Source organism: Halomonas halmophila (genome assembly GCF_006540005.1).
GTDB lineage: Bacteria > Pseudomonadota > Gammaproteobacteria > Pseudomonadales > Halomonadaceae > Halomonas > Halomonas halmophila.
Map to the genome: position 1 here is coordinate 38467 of NZ_BJOC01000033.1, position 17767 is coordinate 56233.

General features: G+C 67.0%; 16 protein-coding genes. 4 read left to right on the top strand and 12 right to left on the bottom strand.

Going from position 1 to position 17767, the window contains the following annotated elements; genetic code table 11:
* Positions 1-151 precede the first annotated feature (151 nt).
* Positions 152-1045, top strand: coding sequence for a sugar nucleotide-binding protein (locus tag HHA01_RS11855; RefSeq protein ID WP_141320946.1), 894 nt, complete (start codon positions 152-154; stop codon positions 1043-1045).
* Positions 1042-1773 (top strand): lysophospholipid acyltransferase family protein, encoded by a 732-nt coding sequence (locus HHA01_RS11860; protein WP_141320948.1) that lies wholly within the window; start codon positions 1042-1044, stop codon positions 1771-1773. The genes HHA01_RS11855 and HHA01_RS11860 overlap by 4 nt, the downstream gene beginning before the upstream one ends.
* Before the next feature lie 84 nt (positions 1774-1857).
* Here the strand turns inward: HHA01_RS11860 and fabB are convergent, their stop codons facing one another.
* Together fabB and fabA are read right to left on the bottom strand one after the other, a co-directional pair.
* Entirely contained in the window at positions 1858-3072 is a 1215-nt protein-coding gene (gene fabB / locus HHA01_RS11865) for a beta-ketoacyl-ACP synthase I (RefSeq protein ID WP_141320950.1), read from the bottom strand.
* A 13-nt stretch (positions 3073-3085) separates the two neighbouring features.
* Positions 3086-3601: a 3-hydroxyacyl-[acyl-carrier-protein] dehydratase FabA gene (gene fabA, locus HHA01_RS11870; protein ID WP_141320952.1), complete on the bottom strand. Its 516-nt coding sequence runs from the start codon at positions 3599-3601 to the stop codon at positions 3086-3088.
* Positions 3602-3824: 223 nt separating this feature from the next.
* Between fabA and HHA01_RS11875 the strand changes: the two genes are divergently transcribed.
* Positions 3825-5621, top strand: a complete 1797-nt coding sequence (locus HHA01_RS11875) for a putative bifunctional diguanylate cyclase/phosphodiesterase (protein WP_141320954.1) — start codon at positions 3825-3827, stop codon at positions 5619-5621.
* Here HHA01_RS11875 and HHA01_RS11880 read toward each other — a convergent pair.
* The 9 genes from HHA01_RS11880 to HHA01_RS11920 form a co-directional block, all read right to left on the bottom strand.
* A complete protein-coding gene (locus HHA01_RS11880) occupies positions 5618-6130 on the bottom strand; it encodes a DUF2878 family protein (RefSeq protein WP_141320956.1) in 513 nt (170 codons plus the stop codon). The genes HHA01_RS11875 and HHA01_RS11880 overlap by 4 nt on opposite strands.
* Positions 6127-7395, bottom strand: coding sequence for an SAM-dependent methyltransferase (locus HHA01_RS11885; protein WP_141320958.1), 1269 nt, complete (start codon positions 7393-7395; stop codon positions 6127-6129). Before HHA01_RS11885 ends, HHA01_RS11880 begins: the two co-directional genes overlap by 4 nt.
* Complete coding sequence (locus tag HHA01_RS11890; RefSeq protein WP_141320960.1) at positions 7392-8156, bottom strand: DUF1365 domain-containing protein; 765 nt, start codon at positions 8154-8156, stop codon at positions 7392-7394. Before HHA01_RS11890 ends, HHA01_RS11885 begins: the two co-directional genes overlap by 4 nt.
* Positions 8150-9454, bottom strand: a complete 1305-nt coding sequence (locus HHA01_RS11895; protein ID WP_141320962.1) for an NAD(P)/FAD-dependent oxidoreductase — start codon at positions 9452-9454, stop codon at positions 8150-8152. The genes HHA01_RS11890 and HHA01_RS11895 overlap by 7 nt, the downstream gene beginning before the upstream one ends.
* The gene (locus tag HHA01_RS11900; protein ID WP_141320964.1) at positions 9451-10245 is read right to left on the bottom strand and encodes an SDR family NAD(P)-dependent oxidoreductase; all 795 of its coding nucleotides are present in this window, start codon (positions 10243-10245) and stop codon (positions 9451-9453) included. Before HHA01_RS11900 ends, HHA01_RS11895 begins: the two co-directional genes overlap by 4 nt.
* A 64-nt stretch (positions 10246-10309) precedes the next feature.
* Positions 10310-10750: a nuclear transport factor 2 family protein gene (locus HHA01_RS11905; RefSeq protein ID WP_141320966.1), complete on the bottom strand. Its 441-nt coding sequence runs from the start codon at positions 10748-10750 to the stop codon at positions 10310-10312.
* Positions 10751-10780: 30 nt separating this feature from the next.
* A complete protein-coding gene (gene phrB / locus HHA01_RS11910) occupies positions 10781-12193 on the bottom strand; it encodes a deoxyribodipyrimidine photo-lyase (protein ID WP_141320968.1) in 1413 nt (470 codons plus the stop codon).
* 49 nt (positions 12194-12242) lie between these two features.
* On the bottom strand, positions 12243-13172 hold the full coding sequence (locus HHA01_RS11915; RefSeq protein WP_141320970.1) for a MerR family transcriptional regulator: 930 nt from the start codon (positions 13170-13172) through the stop codon (positions 12243-12245).
* A 103-nt stretch (positions 13173-13275) separates the two neighbouring features.
* The gene (locus tag HHA01_RS11920; RefSeq protein WP_141320972.1) at positions 13276-13644 is read right to left on the bottom strand and encodes a sirohydrochlorin chelatase; all 369 of its coding nucleotides are present in this window, start codon (positions 13642-13644) and stop codon (positions 13276-13278) included.
* 121 nt (positions 13645-13765) lie between these two features.
* Here HHA01_RS11920 and HHA01_RS11925 point away from each other — a divergent pair, with 121 nt between their 5' ends.
* Positions 13766-14674 carry a TIGR01777 family oxidoreductase gene (locus HHA01_RS11925; protein WP_141320974.1) on the top strand — a complete coding sequence of 303 codons (909 nt, stop codon included), beginning with the start codon at positions 13766-13768 and terminating at the stop codon, positions 14672-14674.
* Between the two features lie 43 nt (positions 14675-14717).
* On the opposite strand, the gene rapA is transcribed toward HHA01_RS11925, so the two are convergent.
* Positions 14718-17651 (bottom strand): RNA polymerase-associated protein RapA, encoded by a 2934-nt coding sequence (gene rapA / locus HHA01_RS11930; RefSeq protein WP_141320976.1) that lies wholly within the window; start codon positions 17649-17651, stop codon positions 14718-14720.
* Between the last annotated feature and the right edge of the window lie 116 nt (positions 17652-17767).

Below are 17767 nucleotides of genomic sequence, written 5' to 3' on the forward strand. Positions count from 1 at the left end.
ACGCCTCGTTCTGCCGGGGCGTGATGACCCGGCGGGGCGCGTCGCGCGGCACGCCCCGCAGGCCGCGAAGCTGGTGTAAAATGGTGCCGCTGGAAGCGTCGGTTCGTCGGCATCTCGACGAACGGATGCATCATCGAACATAGGAGCCGTCGTGAAGCTGTTGATTCTGGATGCCGGCCATTGCTTGAGCCTGGCGCTGGCCAGGGAGAGCAACCGGCGCAGCGATGTCGAGCTGGTCATCGAGTCGAGCCTCGCCATCACCCCGCAGAGGCTCGATGATGTGGCGCCGGATGCCCTGATCGTCCCGCCGCTGTCGCGTCCCATCAACGCGGATCCGGCGTCGGTGACGGCGCATGCCGAAGCCGTCGAGGCCTGTCTGGGTCTGTGCCGCCAGCGTGATCTGCCGTTGGTGTGGTGCGTGTCCGACCAGCTTTACGAACAGGGCCATGAAGAGCCCATCGACGAGCATGTCATCCCCGAGCCGCGGGATGACGATCTCAGGCGGCTGGTGCAGGCTGGTGACCGGATTCGTGCCGAATTGCCGCGCCACCTGATCGTGCGGCTCGGGCCGCTGTTCGCGCTGGATGGCAGCCATGCCTGGCTGGGTGAAGTGCTGGACGGCCTGGTCAGGGGCGAAGAGCAGCGGGCCGCCTCCGATGTGGTCTTCTGTCCCACCTCCTCCGATGCCGTGGCCATGGCCCTGATCGGCATCCTGCAGCAGCAGGGCTGTGGCGCGGATGCCTGGGGCAGCTACCACCTGGCCGGTACGGAACCGGTCAGTGCCTACACCTTCGTCTCGATGGTGCGCACGCAGCTGCAGACCCGCCTCGAAGGGCGCGGCGAGAGCGTCGAGCTGGGCGGTGTCAAGGCGCTCAATCATCACCATGATCAGCCACTGCGGCGCGTGCTCAACTGTCGACGCGTACTGGAAGTCTTCGGCGTGCATCAGAAGCCCTGGCGGCTCGAGGTTGGCCGCATGCTGGACCTGTGGTGCCTGGCGAGGGATGAAGCCGATGGTCTGCACAAGGAGCCGGGCAAGGCATGAATGTCGTTCGCAGTACGGTCTTCTATATCGGTTATTTTGCCGCCATGCTCGTGTGTGGCGTGCTCTTCCTGCCGCCGGCGCCTTTCCTGCCGCTGGCCAGTCGCTATCGCCTGCTCAACCTGTACAACCACTTCATCATCGCCTGGTTCCGCCTGGTGTGCGGCGTGCGCTACGAGATTCGCGGCCGCGAGCACTTGCCCGAGGGCGCCTGTGTGCTGTTGTCGAATCACCAGTGCGAGTGGGAGACGGTCTATCTGCAGTTGCTCAAGCCGCCGGTCTGCACCGTGCTCAAGAAGGAGCTGCTGAATTTTCCGATCTTCGGCTGGGGGCTGCGCCTGCTGCACCCCATTGCCCTGGATCGCTCCAGGCCGTCGCGGGCCATGAAACAGGTGCTGACTCAGGGCAAGCAGCGTCTGGAGGAAGGCCTGTCGGTGCTGATCTTTCCCGAGGGGACGCGTGTCGCCCCGGGGCAGCGGCGTCGCTACAACAAGAGCGGCGCGGTGATCGCCTGTCGCGCGGGCGTGCCGGTGGTGCCGGTGGCGCACAATGCCGGGGAAAGCTGGCCCGGGCGTCACTGGGTCAAGCAGCCGGGGCGCCTGACCGTGGTGGTCGGGGAGCCCATCGAGACGGCGGGACGCAGTGCGGAAGAGGTGCTGGCGGAGACCGAGGCCTGGATCGAGGCGCAGCTGAGCGAGATTTCCGACGTGCCGCGTCCGGCGTCGGCTTGACCGGAGACGTGGGCCCGGCGGCTATAAAGAAAGGCGCCCTGTGGCGGGCGCCTCCTGGCGTTGCGGGCCGGTAGTGGCTGACTCTCAGTCGCGGTACTTTTCCAGCACCAGGCAGGCGTTGGTGCCGCCGAACCCGAAACTGTTGGACAGCACGCGCTCCACCGCCGTATCGCGCCGCTCGGTGACGATATCGAAGCCCGCGGCCTGCTCGTCGAGGTTCACGACATTGGCGGAGGCCGCGATGAAGTCGTGGTTCATCATCAGCAGCGAGTAGATGGTTTCCTGGACCCCGGTCGCGCCCAGCGAATGGCCGGTCAGCGACTTGGTCGAACTCATCGCCGGCGTCTCGTCGCCGAACACTTCGCGCACGGCCTTGAGCTCCGCCACATCTCCCACGGGCGTGGAAGTGCCGTGGGTGTTGATGTAGTCGACGCCGCCATCCACCGTGGCCAGGGCCTGGCGCATGCAGCGGGCGGCACCCTCGCCGGAGGGCGCGACCATGTCGTAGCCGTCGGAGGTGGCGCCGTAACCGACCAACTCGCCATAGATCCGGGCGCCGCGCGCCCGGGCGTGCTCGAGCTCCTCGAGTACCAGCATGCCGCCGCCGCCGGCGATGATGAAGCCGTCGCGGGCCTGGTCATAGGGACGCGAGGCCTTGTCGGGCGCGTCGTTGTACTGGGTGGAGAGCGCACCCATGGCGTCGAACAGGCAGGACAGGGTCCAGTGTTCTTCCTCGCCGCCACCGGCGAAGACCACGTCCTGCTTGCCGAGCTGGATCTGCTCCATGGCGCTGCCGATGCAGTGCGCCGAGGTGGCGCAGGCCGAGGAGATCGAGTAATTGACGCCCTTGATCTCGAAGGGCGTGGCCAGGCACGCCGAGACCGTGCTGCCCATGGTCCGGGTGACCCGATAGGGGCCGACCCGGCGCAGGCCCTTGTCGCGCATGACGTCGGCCGCCTCGACCTGGTTGGCGCTCGAGGCGCCTCCCGAGCCGGCGATCAGGCCGGTACGCTCGTTGGAGACCTGCTCCGGCGTCAGGCCCGAATCCTTGATGGCCTGCTCCATGGAGACATAGGCATAGGCTGCGGCATCGCCCATGAAGCGCTTGAGCTTGCGGTCGACCACGGCATCCAGGTCGATATCGACCACGCCGGCGACCTGACTGCGAAAGCCGCGCTCGGCATAGTCTTCCTTGAAGCGAATGCCTGACCGCCCTTGGCGCAGTGCCTCGAGTACCTGTTGTGCGTCGTTACCCAGGCAGGAAACGATGCCCAGGCCGGTGACTACCACTCGTCGCATGGGAGCCTCCTGTTCAGAAATTCGCAGTGGAGGTGAAAAGACCGACACGAAGGTCATTGGCCTGATAGATGTCGCGGCCATCCACGGACACGGTTCCGTCGGCCATGCCCAGGATCAGGCGCCGGGTGATGATGCGCTTGATATTGATATGATACTTGACCTTCTTGGCCTCGGGCAGGATCTGGCCAGTAAACTTGACCTCGCCACAGCCCAGCGCGCGTCCCCGGCCGGGGTAGCCCATCCAGCCCAGGTAGAAGCCGACCAGCTGCCACATGGCATCCAGGCCGAGGCAGCCGGGCATGACCGGGTCACCGGGGAAATGGCAGTCGAAGAACCAGAGGTCCGGATGGATATCCAGCTCGGCGATCAGTTCGCCCTTGCCGTGTTCGCCACCCTCTTCATGGATGTGCGTGATGCGATCGAGCATCAGCATGTTGGGTGCCGGCAGTTGGGCGTTGCCGGGGCCGAAAAGTTCGCCACGGCTGCATGCCAGCAGTGCTTCGCGATCAAAGGAATGTTGCTTGGTCACTGAGTCGTTCCGAGAGTCGAGATTACTGTATGCCGTGTCACGGCATGCGACCGCCAGGCGGTACTGCCTAGTCTACTGTTCGCGTTCGTCGAATGCACGTCGCGTTGACATTGAGCATTCCACCCTGCCTTGAAGTAAAGTGTTAAATCCAGGCTTGCCGACTCTAGCATGCCATGCTGGCATGCAGGAGACGACTCTCACCCCACTCTCGGTATCCTTGACCATGTGGCCCGTATTCCGCCTCGATCGCCCCCTCTTCTGGATCACCCTGGTGGCGCTGTGCTCGGCCCCCTGGGTCGACATGCTGGGCTGGCGGCTCATGGCCTATTGCCTGCTGGCGCTGAGCCTCCACCAGGCCTGGCGCCAGTGGCGCGACTGGCAATGGCGTGATGCCGCCCAGCGCGAAGCCCTGGGGATGATTCCCGAAGGGGTGATCGTCACCGATGCCGATTTCCGCATCGTGAACGTCAACCCGGCGTTCACGCGCGCCTCCGGCTATGCGCTGGCCGATGTGCGTGGCCTGAATGCCACCACACTGGCAGCACCGCGGCATGACGCGGCCTTCTTCGAGAGCCTGTGGCAGACCGTGCATGCCACCGGCATCTGGGAGGGCGAGATCTGGCAGCGGCGCAAGCAGGGGGGCGAGTATCCCGAATGGTTGAAGGTGCAGCCGGTACGGGACCGCCATGGCCATATCCAGCACTATGTGTGCGTGCTGTCCGATATCGCCGGCCACGCCTCGAGCGAAAGCGATCTCAGGCGAATCGGCTTTGAAGACCCGTTGACCGGGTTGCCCAATCGGCGACGCCTGCACGAGCTGCTGGGCTCGCGGCTGCGCCACATGACCGCGGGGGAAAAACTGGACCTGGCCGTGATCGACGTCGATGGCTTTCGGGCCATCAATGAAGGCCTGGGCAGCGAGTTGAGCGATCGTTTGCTGGTGCTCATCGGCAGGCGTCTCAACGAGTTCGTGCCGGGAGGCAGCGTCGGGCGCCTGGGGGGCAACCAGTTTCTGGTCCTGCGTCCCTCCTCGAGGCAGGATCACGCGGACTGGGTGGCGCGCCTGCAGCACTGGATGGCGGCGCCCTTCGAATTGCCGGGCCATTTGCTGCGGCTGGGCGTGACCATCGGCAGCTGTCAGGCGCCGGAGGATGGCCTGGTAGCCAGTGCGCTCTTCCTGCGCCTCGAGTCGGCCCTGTTCCATGCCAAGCGCAATGGTCGCAACCATGCCCTGCGTTACTGCCCCAGTCAGGACCGGCGCAGTCGACCGGCATTGGGCCTGCTCAACGACCTGCGCAGCGCGCTGGCGAATGGCGGGCAGCTGGAGCTGTATTATCAGCCCCAGTACCGCATGCGCGATAATGCCATGACCGGCCTGGAAGCCCTGCTGCGCTGGCGGCATCCCCAGGAGGGATTGATCCTGCCCGCCGACTTCATCCCCCTTGCCGAGTGTCATGGGCTGATGGCATCACTGGGCAACTGGGTCATCGACCAGACGCTGGCGCAGATGGCCAACTGGCGTGACCGGGGCAGACTCGAGGTGCCGGTGTGGATCAATATTTCCGCGCTGCAGCTCTTCCAGGGCGATGTGGAGGCAGCCCTGCAGGCGGGGCTGACGCGCCATCGGCTCGATGCCCGCTGGCTCGGGCTGGAGTTGACCGAGTCGGCTCTGCTGGATGAGCGTGCCGGCGACATCTCGCCCCGGCTCGAGGCACTGCGCGAACGCGGCCACCCGGTGGCGCTGGATGACTTCGGCACCGGCTACTCATCGCTGGGTTACCTCACGCGCCTGCCGCTGGACAAATTGAAGCTCGACCGCACCTTCGTCGAGGCCCTGCCGGGCGATCGCGCCAATGCCGCCATCGTCAGTGCGGTGCTGGCCATGGCCAGGGGGCTGTCCCTGGCGGTCGTCGCCGAGGGAGTCGAGACCCCGGCGCAGCGTGACTTTCTGCGCGAGGCAGGCTGCGACGAGGTGCAGGGGTTCTTGTATGCGCCGCCGCTGGTGGCCGCCGACATTTAACCCTGTGGCTCATGCGGATGGCCCCGCGCAGGGCCCAGGTGCCGGGCGAGTGCATAGCAGACGAGCAGCCAGACCACGGCCTCGGCCGGGACCAGCCACGGCGCGAGGGCCACGTCGGCCAGCCTGGCGCCGCTGAAATAGGACAGCGCACCTCCACAGGCGCCGCCCAGCATGGCCAGGCGCGGGTAGCGCCACAGCCAGGCCAGCCCGTGGCGGATGGTGCTGGCGAACAGCGGCCACAGCAACCACAGCCAGAGTGGCAGCGGCCCGAGGTGCCAGCCGGTGTCGGCGAAATGGAATCCGCCGGCGAGTGTCAGGCCGCCATCGACGAGCAGGCCGAGCCCCGCGAACCCGGCCAGCAAGCGCCACTCACCGGGCAGGGCCAGCCAGCGCAGATGGGCGCTCAGCAGCACGAGCGTCGCGAGCAGCCCGGCCAGGCTGCTGCCCAGCACACACACCAGCCAGCCCAGTTGAAAACCCGCCAGGTTGACCAACACGCGCCAGCTCACGGCGCCCCCGTCAGGGGGGTCGGGCGGGCCCCGGGCTTGGCCATCAACAGCTGACAGGTGCCGATGGTGCGCTCCATGAAGCCCCCCTCGCAGTAGCCCAGGTAATAGCGCCACATGCGGATGAAACGCTCGTCATAGCCAAGGCGGCGCACCGTGTCGAGGTTGTCCTCGAAGCGCTGGCGCCACTCACGCAGCGTGCGGGCATAGTGCAGGCCGATCTCGTCCAGCGCGATCAGGTTCAGGGAGGTGCGCCGCGTCAGGCCCTCGAGGATGGCGTGGTGCGACGGCAGGAAGCCCCCGGGGAAGATGTAGCGCTTGATGAAATCCATCTCGCGGCTGGCGGCCTTGAAGCGCTGGTCGCGGATGGTGATGGCCTGCAGCATGGCCAGGCCATCATCCGTCAGCAGGCGGTCCAGGGTGGCCAGGTAGGTCCCCAGGTACTGGTGGCCGACTGCCTCGATCATCTCCACCGAGACGAGGCGGTCATAACGTCCGGTGAGTTCCCGGTAGTCCTGCTTGAGCAGCGTGACCCGCTCCGTCAGGCCCTCCTCGGCCAGCCGGCGTGCCGTATGAGCATATTGCTCGTCGGAGATGGTGGTGGTCGTGACCCGACAGCCCCGCGTCTGGGCGGCGTGAATGGCCAGGCCGCCCCAGCCGGTACCGATCTCCAGCAGGTGGTGATGGGGCTGGACGTCCAGCTTGTCGAGCAGCAGGTCGAGCTTGTGCGTTGAGGCGACCTCCAGGCTGGCCTCGGGGTGCGGGAAGACCGCGCTCGAGTACATCCAGTGATGGTGATCCAGGAAGGTCGCGAAGAGGGCATTGCCGATATCGTAATGGGCGGCGATGTGGCGCTTCGAACCACCCAGGGTGTTGCGCCGCACGCCATTGGCGACGCTCAGCAACCAGCGTGCCAGCGACGCCATGCCACCCTCCATGTCGCGATTGACGCGTTCCAGGTTGGCCGCCAGCAAGCGAACCAGGGCCACCAGGTCATCGGTATCCCAGTCGCCGTCCATGTAGGCTTCCGCGGCCCCGACCGTGCCGCCCAGCGCGAAGCGTCGCCAGGCGCGCGGGTGGTGGATGTAGAGGGTGACGCAGCGCTCGCCGCCCTGGCCCAGCGACTGCCGGGCGGACTCCTCGACGAGTGTCAGCCGGCCGCCTTCGAGGCGCGCGAGCTGGGGTATCAGGCGGGCGCGGCACCAGCGTGAAAAGCGGTCTTCCTTGCCCGAAAGACGGGGAGTTTCAAGGGAGTGGGGAGCATTCACGGGGGTGTCTCCTCATGCCGGGAACGGGGATACCAGGGAAGGCGCTTGAACCACAGGCGCAGCGCTTCGTAGTGGATGCCGGCCAATGTCTTGAGCGGCATCAGCGGGTGTCGCGCCAGGGTGGCAAGCAGGGCACGGGGTGTCGCCGGGCGTCCGCTCAGCCACAGCGAGGCGTCGAAGTGGCGGCGGCCTTCCCGGACGACATCCATGTGCAAGTTCAGCGCCTCGCCGGGCGTGTTGAAGCGCCACTGATACTGCATGTCCATGGGCAGAAAGGGCGAGACATGCATGGCCTTGTCGAAGACGGCGCGATGGCCATGGCGCTCAGGGTCCACCTGACAGGCGTAGTGGGTGCGATCATGCCAGGGGGTGTTGGTGACCTCGCCGAGCACGGCCCGCAGTTTGTCGTCGGTATCGAAGGCGTAATACAGCGAGATCGGGTTGAAGCCTGTCCCCAGGGTGCGCAGCTGGGTCAGCAGGCAGATGCGCCCCGCAGGTGCCGCGCCGAGCTGGCGCTGTAGCTCGTCGCACACGGCCTGTTTCAGCGACGGCGTCTCCGGGCTCAGATAATCCTCGCGGCGAAAGCGCACCAGTGCCGGGCGGCGTGCGCTGAAGCCCGGCACGCCATCGAAGAGCTCGGGCAGCTCGTCCAGATCGAGCCAGGCCATCCACACCCGGTAGCGGAAGGCATGGTGCCGGGGCGTGAAGCGACGGTGCTGCAGCCAGCCCCGATACAGGCGTGAGCGAGGCGCGGTCAGCATGCGGGCTCCCCCAGCGATGGCTCGTCGACCCCCAGCGCCCGGGCCACGCGCAGGGCGCTCCAGACGCCGTCCTCGTGAAAACCGTTGCGCCAGTAGGCACCGCAGAAGTGGGTACGCCGGTCGGCGCGCGAAATTTCGGCATGGCGCTGCTGGGCGAGCTGGCCCGCCAGCGTGAAACGCGGGTGCGCATAGGTATAGCGTCCCAGCACCGTCTCGGCGGCGATGGCGTCGTCATCGTTGAGGGTCACGCACAGGGTTCGTGATGCCTCGAGGCGCTGCAGGATATTCATGTTGTAGGTGACCGAGGCGCGTGCATGGCCGCCGCGGCCATCCAGGCGGTAATTCCAGCTGGCCCAGGCCCGGCGCCGGCGCGGCAGGAGTCGGGTATCGGTATGCAGCACCACGCTGTTGTCCTGATAGGGCATGGCGCCGAGGATGGCGCGCTCGTCGGGGCTGGCGTCCTCCAGCAGTTCCAGCGCCTGGTCGGCATGACAGGCCAGCACGACCTGGTCGAAATACTGGTTGCCCTCGGAGGTGCGCAGTTGCACCCGGTCGGCGTGGCGGCGGATGCCCAGCACCGGCGTGTCTCGCTGGATGCGCTCGGCATAGGGGGCGGTCAAGGCCGGGATATAGGCGCGGGAGCCACCGACGACGGTGTACCACTGCGGGCGGTTGTGCACCGACAGCAGGCCGTGATGATGGAAGAAGCGCACGAACAGGTGCAGCGGAAAGGCGCGCAGGTCCTCGATGCTGGCCGACCAGATGGCGGCCCCCATGGGCAGCAGGTAGCGCTGCTGGAAGAGCGTGCCATAGCCTTGTTCATCGAGGTATTCGCCGAGCGTGATGTCTTCCGCCAGGCGTTCTTCGAGCAGGTCGCGTGTCGCTTCGCGGTTGAAGCGCAGGATATCGCGCAGCAGGCCGAGGAAGGACGGCCTGAACAGGTTGCGCCGCTGGGCGAAGAGCGAAGCCAGGGTATGACCGTTGTACTCGAAGTCGCGCTGGGTCTCGTGAACCGAGAAGCTCATCTCGGTGGGCTGACTCGCTACGTCCAGGGCGTTCAGCAAGCGCTGAAAGTGTGGATAGGTTCGGTCGTTGAAGACGATGAATCCGGTATCGATGGCGTGCTGTTGCCCATCGAGCGTGATATCCATGGTCGCCGTGTGGCCACCCAGTCGGGCATTGGCCTCGAACAGCGTGACTGAATGGCGTCGTGACAGGTACCAGGCAGCGGCCATGCCGGCAATGCCGCTGCCGACCACGGCGATACGCTGCTCGGCGCGAGAGGCGGCGGGCATCATCCGTCGGACTCTCCCGCTGTTTCCTGGCGGGCCAGGCGGCGCCCCAAACGGAAGCGCAGCGCCGGCGGCAGGCTACCCAGCAGCTTCAGCAACCAGGTGAAGCGGCGCGGGAAATGAATATCAAGGCGCCGGGCATCGAGGCCGCGCAGGATGGCCGCGGCGGCGGTCTCGGTGTCGACCCGCATGGGCATGGCAAAGTCGTTGCGGTCGGTCAGCGGTGTCTTCACGAAGCCGGGGTGAATGATGCTGACGTCGATGCCTTCCTGATCCAGGTCGAGACGCAGCGACTCCAGAAAGTGGCTCAGGGCCGCCTTGGACGCGCCATAGGCCTCGGCACGCGGCAAGGGCAGGTAGGCCGCGGCGCTGGAAGTCGCGGCCAGCAGGGGGCGGCCGCCGCCGGCGCCCGAACGTCGCAGCAGCGGTAGTGCGGCTTCGATGCCGTAGAGGGTACCGGTGAAGTTGGTCGTGAAGACGCGTTCGACCAGCGCCGTATCGAACCGCCGGGCATCCAGGTATTCGCAGGTGCCGGCATTGAAGATCGCCATGTCCAGGCCGCCGAACGCCGCCTCGATATCCTCGGCGGCGCCGAGCACCGCGCCGCGGTCGGTCATGTCGACCGGCAGTACCAGGGCATTGGCATGGCCATCGGCCAACTCCGAAAGCTCGGCATGACGGCGTGCGCTGAGGGCGACACGATGCCCCTGGTCGAGCAGTCGTTCGGCCAGGGCGAGGCCGATCCCGGAGGTGGCTCCGGTCAACCAGATGCGTTGCGTCGCTTTCAGTGAACCCATCGTCGTCTCCTGAGGCGGGCGCCTTCGGTGGCTTACCGGATACGTGGCATGACCGGCCTAGGTTTCAGTCCGCAGCGCGCTGCCTGATACGGCGGATGAGACGGCCCAGGACGGGAAGCCGTTCGTAGAGCAGCTCGCCGGCATCGAAGTAATCGCGATGCTCGCAGACCCGGTCGCTGCCATCCGCCGCAAAGGTCAGATGCGAGCAGCCCTCGACCGTGAAGGACCGCCCGCCGGCCAGCCGGGGATGTGCCAGTGACAGCGTCCAGGTCACGAAGGCCCGATGCTGGTGCCGCTGTCCGTCATGGAAGGTGAAGCGGCACTCTGTGACATTCTTGTACATGGCATCGAAATATTCCTTGAGCGCCGTGATTCCCTCGACATGGTGGAGCGGGTCGCGAAACCGGATGTCCTCAGTGTAAATCTCGTACAGCCTCTCTGTACAATTCTTGTCTAGCTGATGATAGACATCACAGAAACGGGCCAGGGATTCATCCTGCAGCATGGTGTCCCTCCCTGCTCGGCCCGGACAGCCTCATGGCGTCAGGCCCTTGAAGGCTTCCAGCGCCCGCGCCCGGGCCGCACGGTGTTCGACGACGGGGGCGGGATAGCCCGTGGCCTGGCGCTGCCGGGCCGAGGGCTCATGCAGCGACCCGGTGGGCAGCTCGGCCAGTTCCGGTAGCCAGTGGCGGATGAAGCGCCCGTCCGGGTCGAAGCGTTGCGACTGGGTGGTCGGGTTGAAGATGCGAAAGTAGGGTACGGCATCGGTCCCCGTGGAGGCGGCCCACTGCCAGCCGCCGTTGTTGGCGGCAAACTCGCCATCCACCAGGTGCTCGAGGAAGAAGGCTTCGCCGCGGCGCCAGTCGATCAGCAGGTGCTTGGCGAGAAACATGGCCGTGACCATGCGCAGGCGGTTGTGCATCCAGCCGGTGTGACGCAGCTGGCGCATGGCGGCATCGACCAGCGGATAACCGGTGCGCCCTTCCTGCCAGGCGGCCAGGCCCGCCGCATCACCCCGCCAGGGCAGGGCCTCGGTGTGTGGCTGGAAGGCGTGGTGGCGGCAGACGTCCGGGAAGCCGACCACCACGTGCTGGTAGAACTCGCGCCACACCAGTTCGCTGACCCAGGCGGTGAGGCCGGCATCACCCTCGGCCAGGTGGCCGCCATTCTCGGCGAGCACCGCCTGCATGCACTGGCGGTATGACAGCATGCCCAGTGCCAGGTAGGGAGACAGACTGCTGGTGCCGGCCACGCCCGGGAAGTCGCGCTGCTCGACATAGTGATGGCCGCGGAAACGCAGGAAGCGTTCCAGCCGGTCGGCGGCGGCTTCTTCGCCGGCCGGCCAGGCCTCGGGCGCCGCCGGGGTACCCGCCAGTGTCGGCGGCTCGGGCGCCGGGTCGGGTGGCACGGGCGACTCGTGCTGGGGCCGGGGGGCGTCGTGCAGCGTCAGCCGCTCGCCGCTCAGCTGGCGGTGCCAGGCCTTGGCGAAGGGGGTGAAGACCTTGTAATAGTCTCCGCCACCGGTGAGCAGCTCGCCCGGGGCATAGGCGATGGCGTCATGGTGGCCGATCGCCGTCAGGCCGGCCTCGTCGAAGGTCCGAGTGACCTCGACATCGCGGCGCGCTTCGTTCCATGGGTATTCACGGTTGAAATGCAGCCGGGTGGCGCCGGTCTCGCGCGCGATGTCCAGCAAGGCGGCCGGCGCGGCCGCGAAGTCGTCGATATCGCGATGCAGCAACGGAATGTTCAGGCCCTGCAGTGTCTCGCGCAGGGCGAGCAGGCCGCGGTGCCAGAAGTCCAGCTTGTTGGCGCCGTGGCCATGCCGACGCCATTGTGGCGTGCTGCGCAGGAAGACGGCCACGACCGGCCCCTCGGCGGCGGCTCGAGACAGGGCGGTGTTGTCGTGGACCCGCAGGTCGCTGCGAAACCAGATGAGGCGCGGGGTCATGCATGCTCCCGGTGGCAGTCGGTTGGCTGGCGAGGCGTCGAGGCGGTGGTCATGCCCTGCCCTGTGGGAGCTCGGCGAGCAGCGCCCCGGCGCGTGCGGTGGCCTCGGCCAGCTGGTCGCCCAGCGCGATGATCCGGCTGTCGCCGATATCGCCGGCACGGATGCGTGCCACCGGGCCGCACAGGGCCAGGGGCGCCTCGAGCTGGTCAGCCAGGCGGGGCAACTGACGCTTGATGAGGTCGGTCTTCTCGGCCTTGCCGCTGGCCAGCAGGATCAGATCGATGCCCAGTCGTTCGGCGGCCAGGTTCAGCTCCTGGGGCGACATGGGGGCATCCAGCAACTGGACGCGATGCCCCTGTTCGCTGAGCAGCAGGGCGGTCATCAAGCCCCATAACGGGCTGTCGGCCTCGGGCATGGGGGTGACCAGTACCTGGCGCGGACCGGCCTGGGGGTTGGCATGGTAGAGCCGTGTTCCGATGCGGGTGCGCAGGAAGGTTTCCAGCACGCGGCGCTGCAGGGTCAGGCCGAGGCGGTCGCCCCAGTTTTCTTCCAGCTCCTGTACCACCGGCTGCCAGAGCTTCTCGATGCAGACCCGGGCGGGGTAGAGGGCCAGTACCTGATTGAACAGGCTGTCCAGCCGGGCGGTATCCATGGCCTCGATGGCCGCCGTCAACTGCTGGCGCTGGTTGGCCCAGTCATCCAGGTCCGCGCTGGGCCTGGCCGACGTGTCCGGCTGATCGAGCAGTTCGCGCACCTGGCTGACGGGCACGCCACGATGCAGCCACTGCAGGATGCGTTCGACACGCTCGATGTCCTCGCGGGCATACAGGCGATGGCCCTTGGGGGTACGATGCGGTCGCAGCAGGCCGTAGCGACGCTCCCAGGCGCGCAGTGTCACGGAGTTGACGCCGGTCAGTCGCGAGACCTCGCGAATCGGATAGCGTGGGGTGTCGCCAGGGGGACTCGCCTTTTGACTCATGCCGGCCTCATGACGTGGGATGGGGATGAACGGGCAGCCAGTTGCGATTGTTGATTGTTGTACAGATCGGAAGCTTTGTACAACTCCGGGTTCAACGCCGGTTTCACGAGGCGTCCCGCTCGGCGATGACGCCGGCCAGGGCCGCGATGAAGTCCGGGTGCTCGCCGACCGGTGACAGCAGGCTCAGGCGGATACTCGGGTGCTGTGTCTCCAGGGCGTCCACCTGGGCCGGAACGTCCTTGCGCAAATGGCGGCCGGCGGCAAAGAATAAGGGCAGGATATCGGCATGCTCGATGCCGGCCTCGGCGAGTTCGGCGACCGTGTCTTCCAGTGAGGGATCGCACAGCTCCATGTAGGCCAGGCGCAAGGGCTGGCTCAGGCGCTCCGCCGCGGCCTGATGAACGCGCTCGAAGGGCTCGCGCCAGCGCGGGTCGCTCGAACCGTGAGCCATGAGAATCAGCGCTTTTTTCATGATGGGGCCTCCCGGCAGTGGTCTGGTCGTGGGTGCCCAGGGCGTATGATGGGCAGCATGCCATGCAGACTAGCAAAGGTGTATAACCGTTGTATAACACAGCTCCAGCAAGGAGAACGTCATGCGTGTATTGATCACCGGCGGTAGCGGTTTCGTGGGCCAGGCCCTGTGTCCGCTGTTGAAGGAAGCCGGCCACCGGCCAATGGTGGCGTCGCGATCTCCCGAGCGAGCGCGCACGCTGCTGCCGAGCGGTACCGATATCCGGCGTTCCGCGCTGGATTTCGTCGATACGCCGCCGGATGCCATCGTCAACCTGGCCGGCGAGCCGATCGCCGGCAAGCGCTGGAGCGATGCCCAGAAGGAGCGCCTGGTCGACTCCCGGCTCGAGACGACGCAGGAACTGGTCAGGCTCTGCGAGCAGCTCTCGCATACCGGGGATGCGCCCCACGTACTGGTCTCTGCCTCGGCCATGGGCTATTACGGTGATCAGGAAGACCGCGAGGTCGACGAGGACACGGCGCCGCACGACGAGTTCGCCCATCGCCTGTGCCGGCGCTGGGAAGAGGCCGCCCAGGGGGTCACCGAGTTCGGCACCCGGCTGGCGATCCTGCGCATCGGCCTGGTGCTCGACGCCCAGGGCGGCACCCTGCAGAAGATGCTGCCGGCCTTCCGCTTGGGCCTGGGCGGGCGGCTCGGCCATGGTGAGCAGTTCATGCCCTGGGTGCATCGTCACGATCTGGTGCGCATGATCGCCTTCCTGCTCGAGCATGACGAGCAGCAGGGCGCCTTCAACGGCAGCGCCCCGCATCCGGTGACCAATGCCGAGTTCACTCGGCAGCTGGCACAGCATCTCAAGCGTCCCGCCCTGATGCCGGTGCCCTCCAAGGTGCTGGAGGTCATGCTCGGCGAGATGTCACGGCTGCTGTTGACCGGCGCCGACATGCGTCCCCGGCGCCTGGAACAGGCGGGCTTCGAGTTCGACTACCCGACCCTCGACAAGGCACTGGACGACATCATCGGCGCAGCCTGACAGGGGCGCTCGCGTGCTGCCGCGAGCGCCCCGCGCGGCCGGGTCAGCGTGACTCCTGATCCACGGTGACGATCACGCGCACCGCGTCGAGGCGCAGCCGGGTCGCATCGATGGCCGTCCCCAGGGTGTCGCGTTCGTCGCGCAGTGCGCTCACTTCTTCGTCGCGCACCGAGGGATTGCGCCGCGCCAGGGCTTCCAGACGTGCCAGCTCGGCGTCGAGGCTGGTGCGCATGCGCTGCTGGGCGGCTTCGACAATGCTCGGCAGTTCGCGCTCGGCTTCCTGCTCGGCGCTGTCGAGCAACTCCCGCAACTGGCCGTGGCGGCTCTTGATCAGGTCGCGCGCGGCCGCCTTCTTGACCTTTTGCAGGTTCTTCGACAGGCCGGTGAAGGAAATCTTGTCGGTGAGATTGGCGCCCGACTCATCCAGCAGCACGCGCACCGCGGTGGGCGGCAGGAAGCGATTGAGGTGCAGCCGCCGCGGGGCCGGGCAATGGGTGCGGAAGACCAGCTCGACCATCACCCGCCCGGCGGGAATCGAGGGATGCCGGAGCAAGGCCAGGGCGGTGTTGCCCATCGGGCCGTCGAGGATGCGTGCCATCATCTCGCGGGTCAGCGGGTGCTCCCAGGTGAGATGTTGCACATCATCCCGGGCCAGGGCGCGTTCTCGGGAGAAGGTCGCGGAGAAGCCTTCCTCGCCCTTCACCAGGCCCGGCAGGCCATCGAGCATCTGCGGGCTGGGGCTCAACAGCTGCAGATCGCCGCCCAGGTCCTGGCTGTCGACGCCGAAGATATCTAGGGCCTGGTCGATATAGCGGCGCAGGGCGCGGTCATTGTCCAGTTCGTGGATGGCCTCGGCCACGCTGGCGGCGCGTTCCTGGCGGCAGGCATTGAGCTCGAGCAGCCGGTTGCGGCCCGCGTCGCGCTCGGCCAGGCGTGCCTCGAAGAAGCTGCGGGTCTCGTCGATGACCTCGCTCAGCGCCTCGGGGTCGAGCAGTGCATCGGCCAGGGCATCGCCGAAGGCGGCGTAGAGATCGCTGCCCAGGCCATGCGGGGCACTGAAGGCATCCATGCCGTCCCGATACCAGCGCAGCAGGCGCTCGCCGGGGCTGTCAGCGAAGACCGGTACATGCATGTCGATCGGGTGGCGCTGGCCGATCCGGTCCAGGCGTCCGATGCGCTGTTCGAGCTGGTCCGGATGCAGCGGCAGGTCGAACATCACCAGGTGATGGCAGAACTGGAAGTTGCGGCCTTCCGAGCCGATCTCCGAGCACACCAGCACCTGGCAGCCGTCCTCGGTGTCGGCAAAGGCGGCCGCGGCACGGTCGCGTTCGAGCAGCGTCAGCCCCTCGTGAAAGACCGGGGCATGCAGGCCGCCCAGCACGCGCAGGGCCTCGGACAGGCCGGCGGCGGTATCGCGATCATGGGCGATCACCAGCACCTTGTCGTTACCCAGCTCGGTCAGGCGCTCGAGCAACCAGGTCACGCGCGGGTCGATCTGCCACCAGGGCTCGGCATTCAGCGGGTCGTCGGCCATGGCCTGGTACATCAGGTCCAGGTAGACCAGCACCTCGGGATGATCCAGGCCGCTCTCGATGAGCAGCTCGTCGAGGTAGTCCTCGTCACGTTCCAGCCGGCGCAGCACGCGACGATAGGCGGCGGGTGGCTCGAGACGTTCGACATGCAGGCGGCGCTCGGGAAAGCCGCCGACATGGCGTCGGCTGTTGCGGAACATGACGCGACCGGTGCCGTGGCGGTCGAGCAGCTGGTCGCGCAGCTGATGCCGCGAAGCGTCGCGCTGGGCGGCATCGCTCTGTGCGTCGGCCAGGGTGTCGAGCAGGGCCTGGCTGTCGTCCTCGTCGATCACGGCGGCGACCCGTTGCGTGTCCTCGGGCTGGCCGGGCAGGCGTTCCAGGGCATCGATGGCCTCGGCGACCTCGACGTAGTGGCGTTCCTCTTCCTGGAAGTCGGCCAGGCTGTGGTAGCGGTCCGGGTCGAGCAGACGCAGCCGCGAGAAGTGACTCTGCTGGCCCATCTGCTCGGGCGTGGCGGTCAGCAGCAGCAGGCCCGGTACATGGGCGGCCAGGCGCTCGACACAGGCATAGCCCGGGCCGACCGCCGACTCGGACCATTCGAGGTGGTGGGCTTCGTCGACGATCAGCAGGTCCCAGTCACAGGCGTCGGCCTGGGACTGGCGGTGCGGGTCGGCGAACAGCCAGTCCTGGCTGGCCAGGATCAACTGGCCGGCCTCGAAGGGGTTGGTCTCGCCATGCGCGCTGCACTGCTGTTCATCGAGCAGGGTGACTTCCAGCGAGAAGCGCCGCAGCAGCTCGACCAGCCACTGGTGGGTCAGGCTGTCGGGCACCAGGATGAGGGCGCGTTCGGCCCGCCCGGTCAGCAGCAGGCGATGCAGGATCAGGCCGGCCTCGATGGTCTTGCCCAGGCCGACTTCATCGGCCAGCAGGACGCGCGGCGAGGCACGACGGGCGACCTCGTCGGCGATGTACAGCTGATGCGGTATCAGGTCGACCCGTGGGCCGGCCAGCCCCAGCGCCGGGTTCTGTTCGATGCGATGATGGTGGTGCAGGGTCCGGAAGCGCAGGTCGAACCAGTCATTGCGGTCGACCTGGCCGGTCAGCAGGCGGTCGCGTGCTTGGTCGAACTGCATGGTGTCGGCGAGCTTGGCCTCGGGCAGCTCGCAGGGATCTCCCGCGGCATCCTCGCCGATATAGGTGATCAGCCCCCCGGATTCCTTGCTGTCGTCGACGATCATCTGCCAGCCCTCGGTGGACTGGATGCGATCGCCGCTGCCGAAGACCACTCGGGTCAGCGGGGCCTGTCGGCTACTGTAGGTGCGGGTTTCCTGGCTGGCGCCGAACAGCACGGTGACACTGCGGTTGTCGCAATTGAGGATGGTGCCCAGGCCGAGTTCGGCCTCGCCGTCGCTGATCCAGCGCTGGCCGGGAGAGAAGTCGCTCATGGTGCCTCGGGATGCTAGAGATCGTGTCTTGCGTCGCGGCCCGGGACAGGGGCGCGATATACAGGGCGCGGTATCTTACAGCAAAGCGGGGCGCGGCTTAAGCCTCTTGCCGGTCT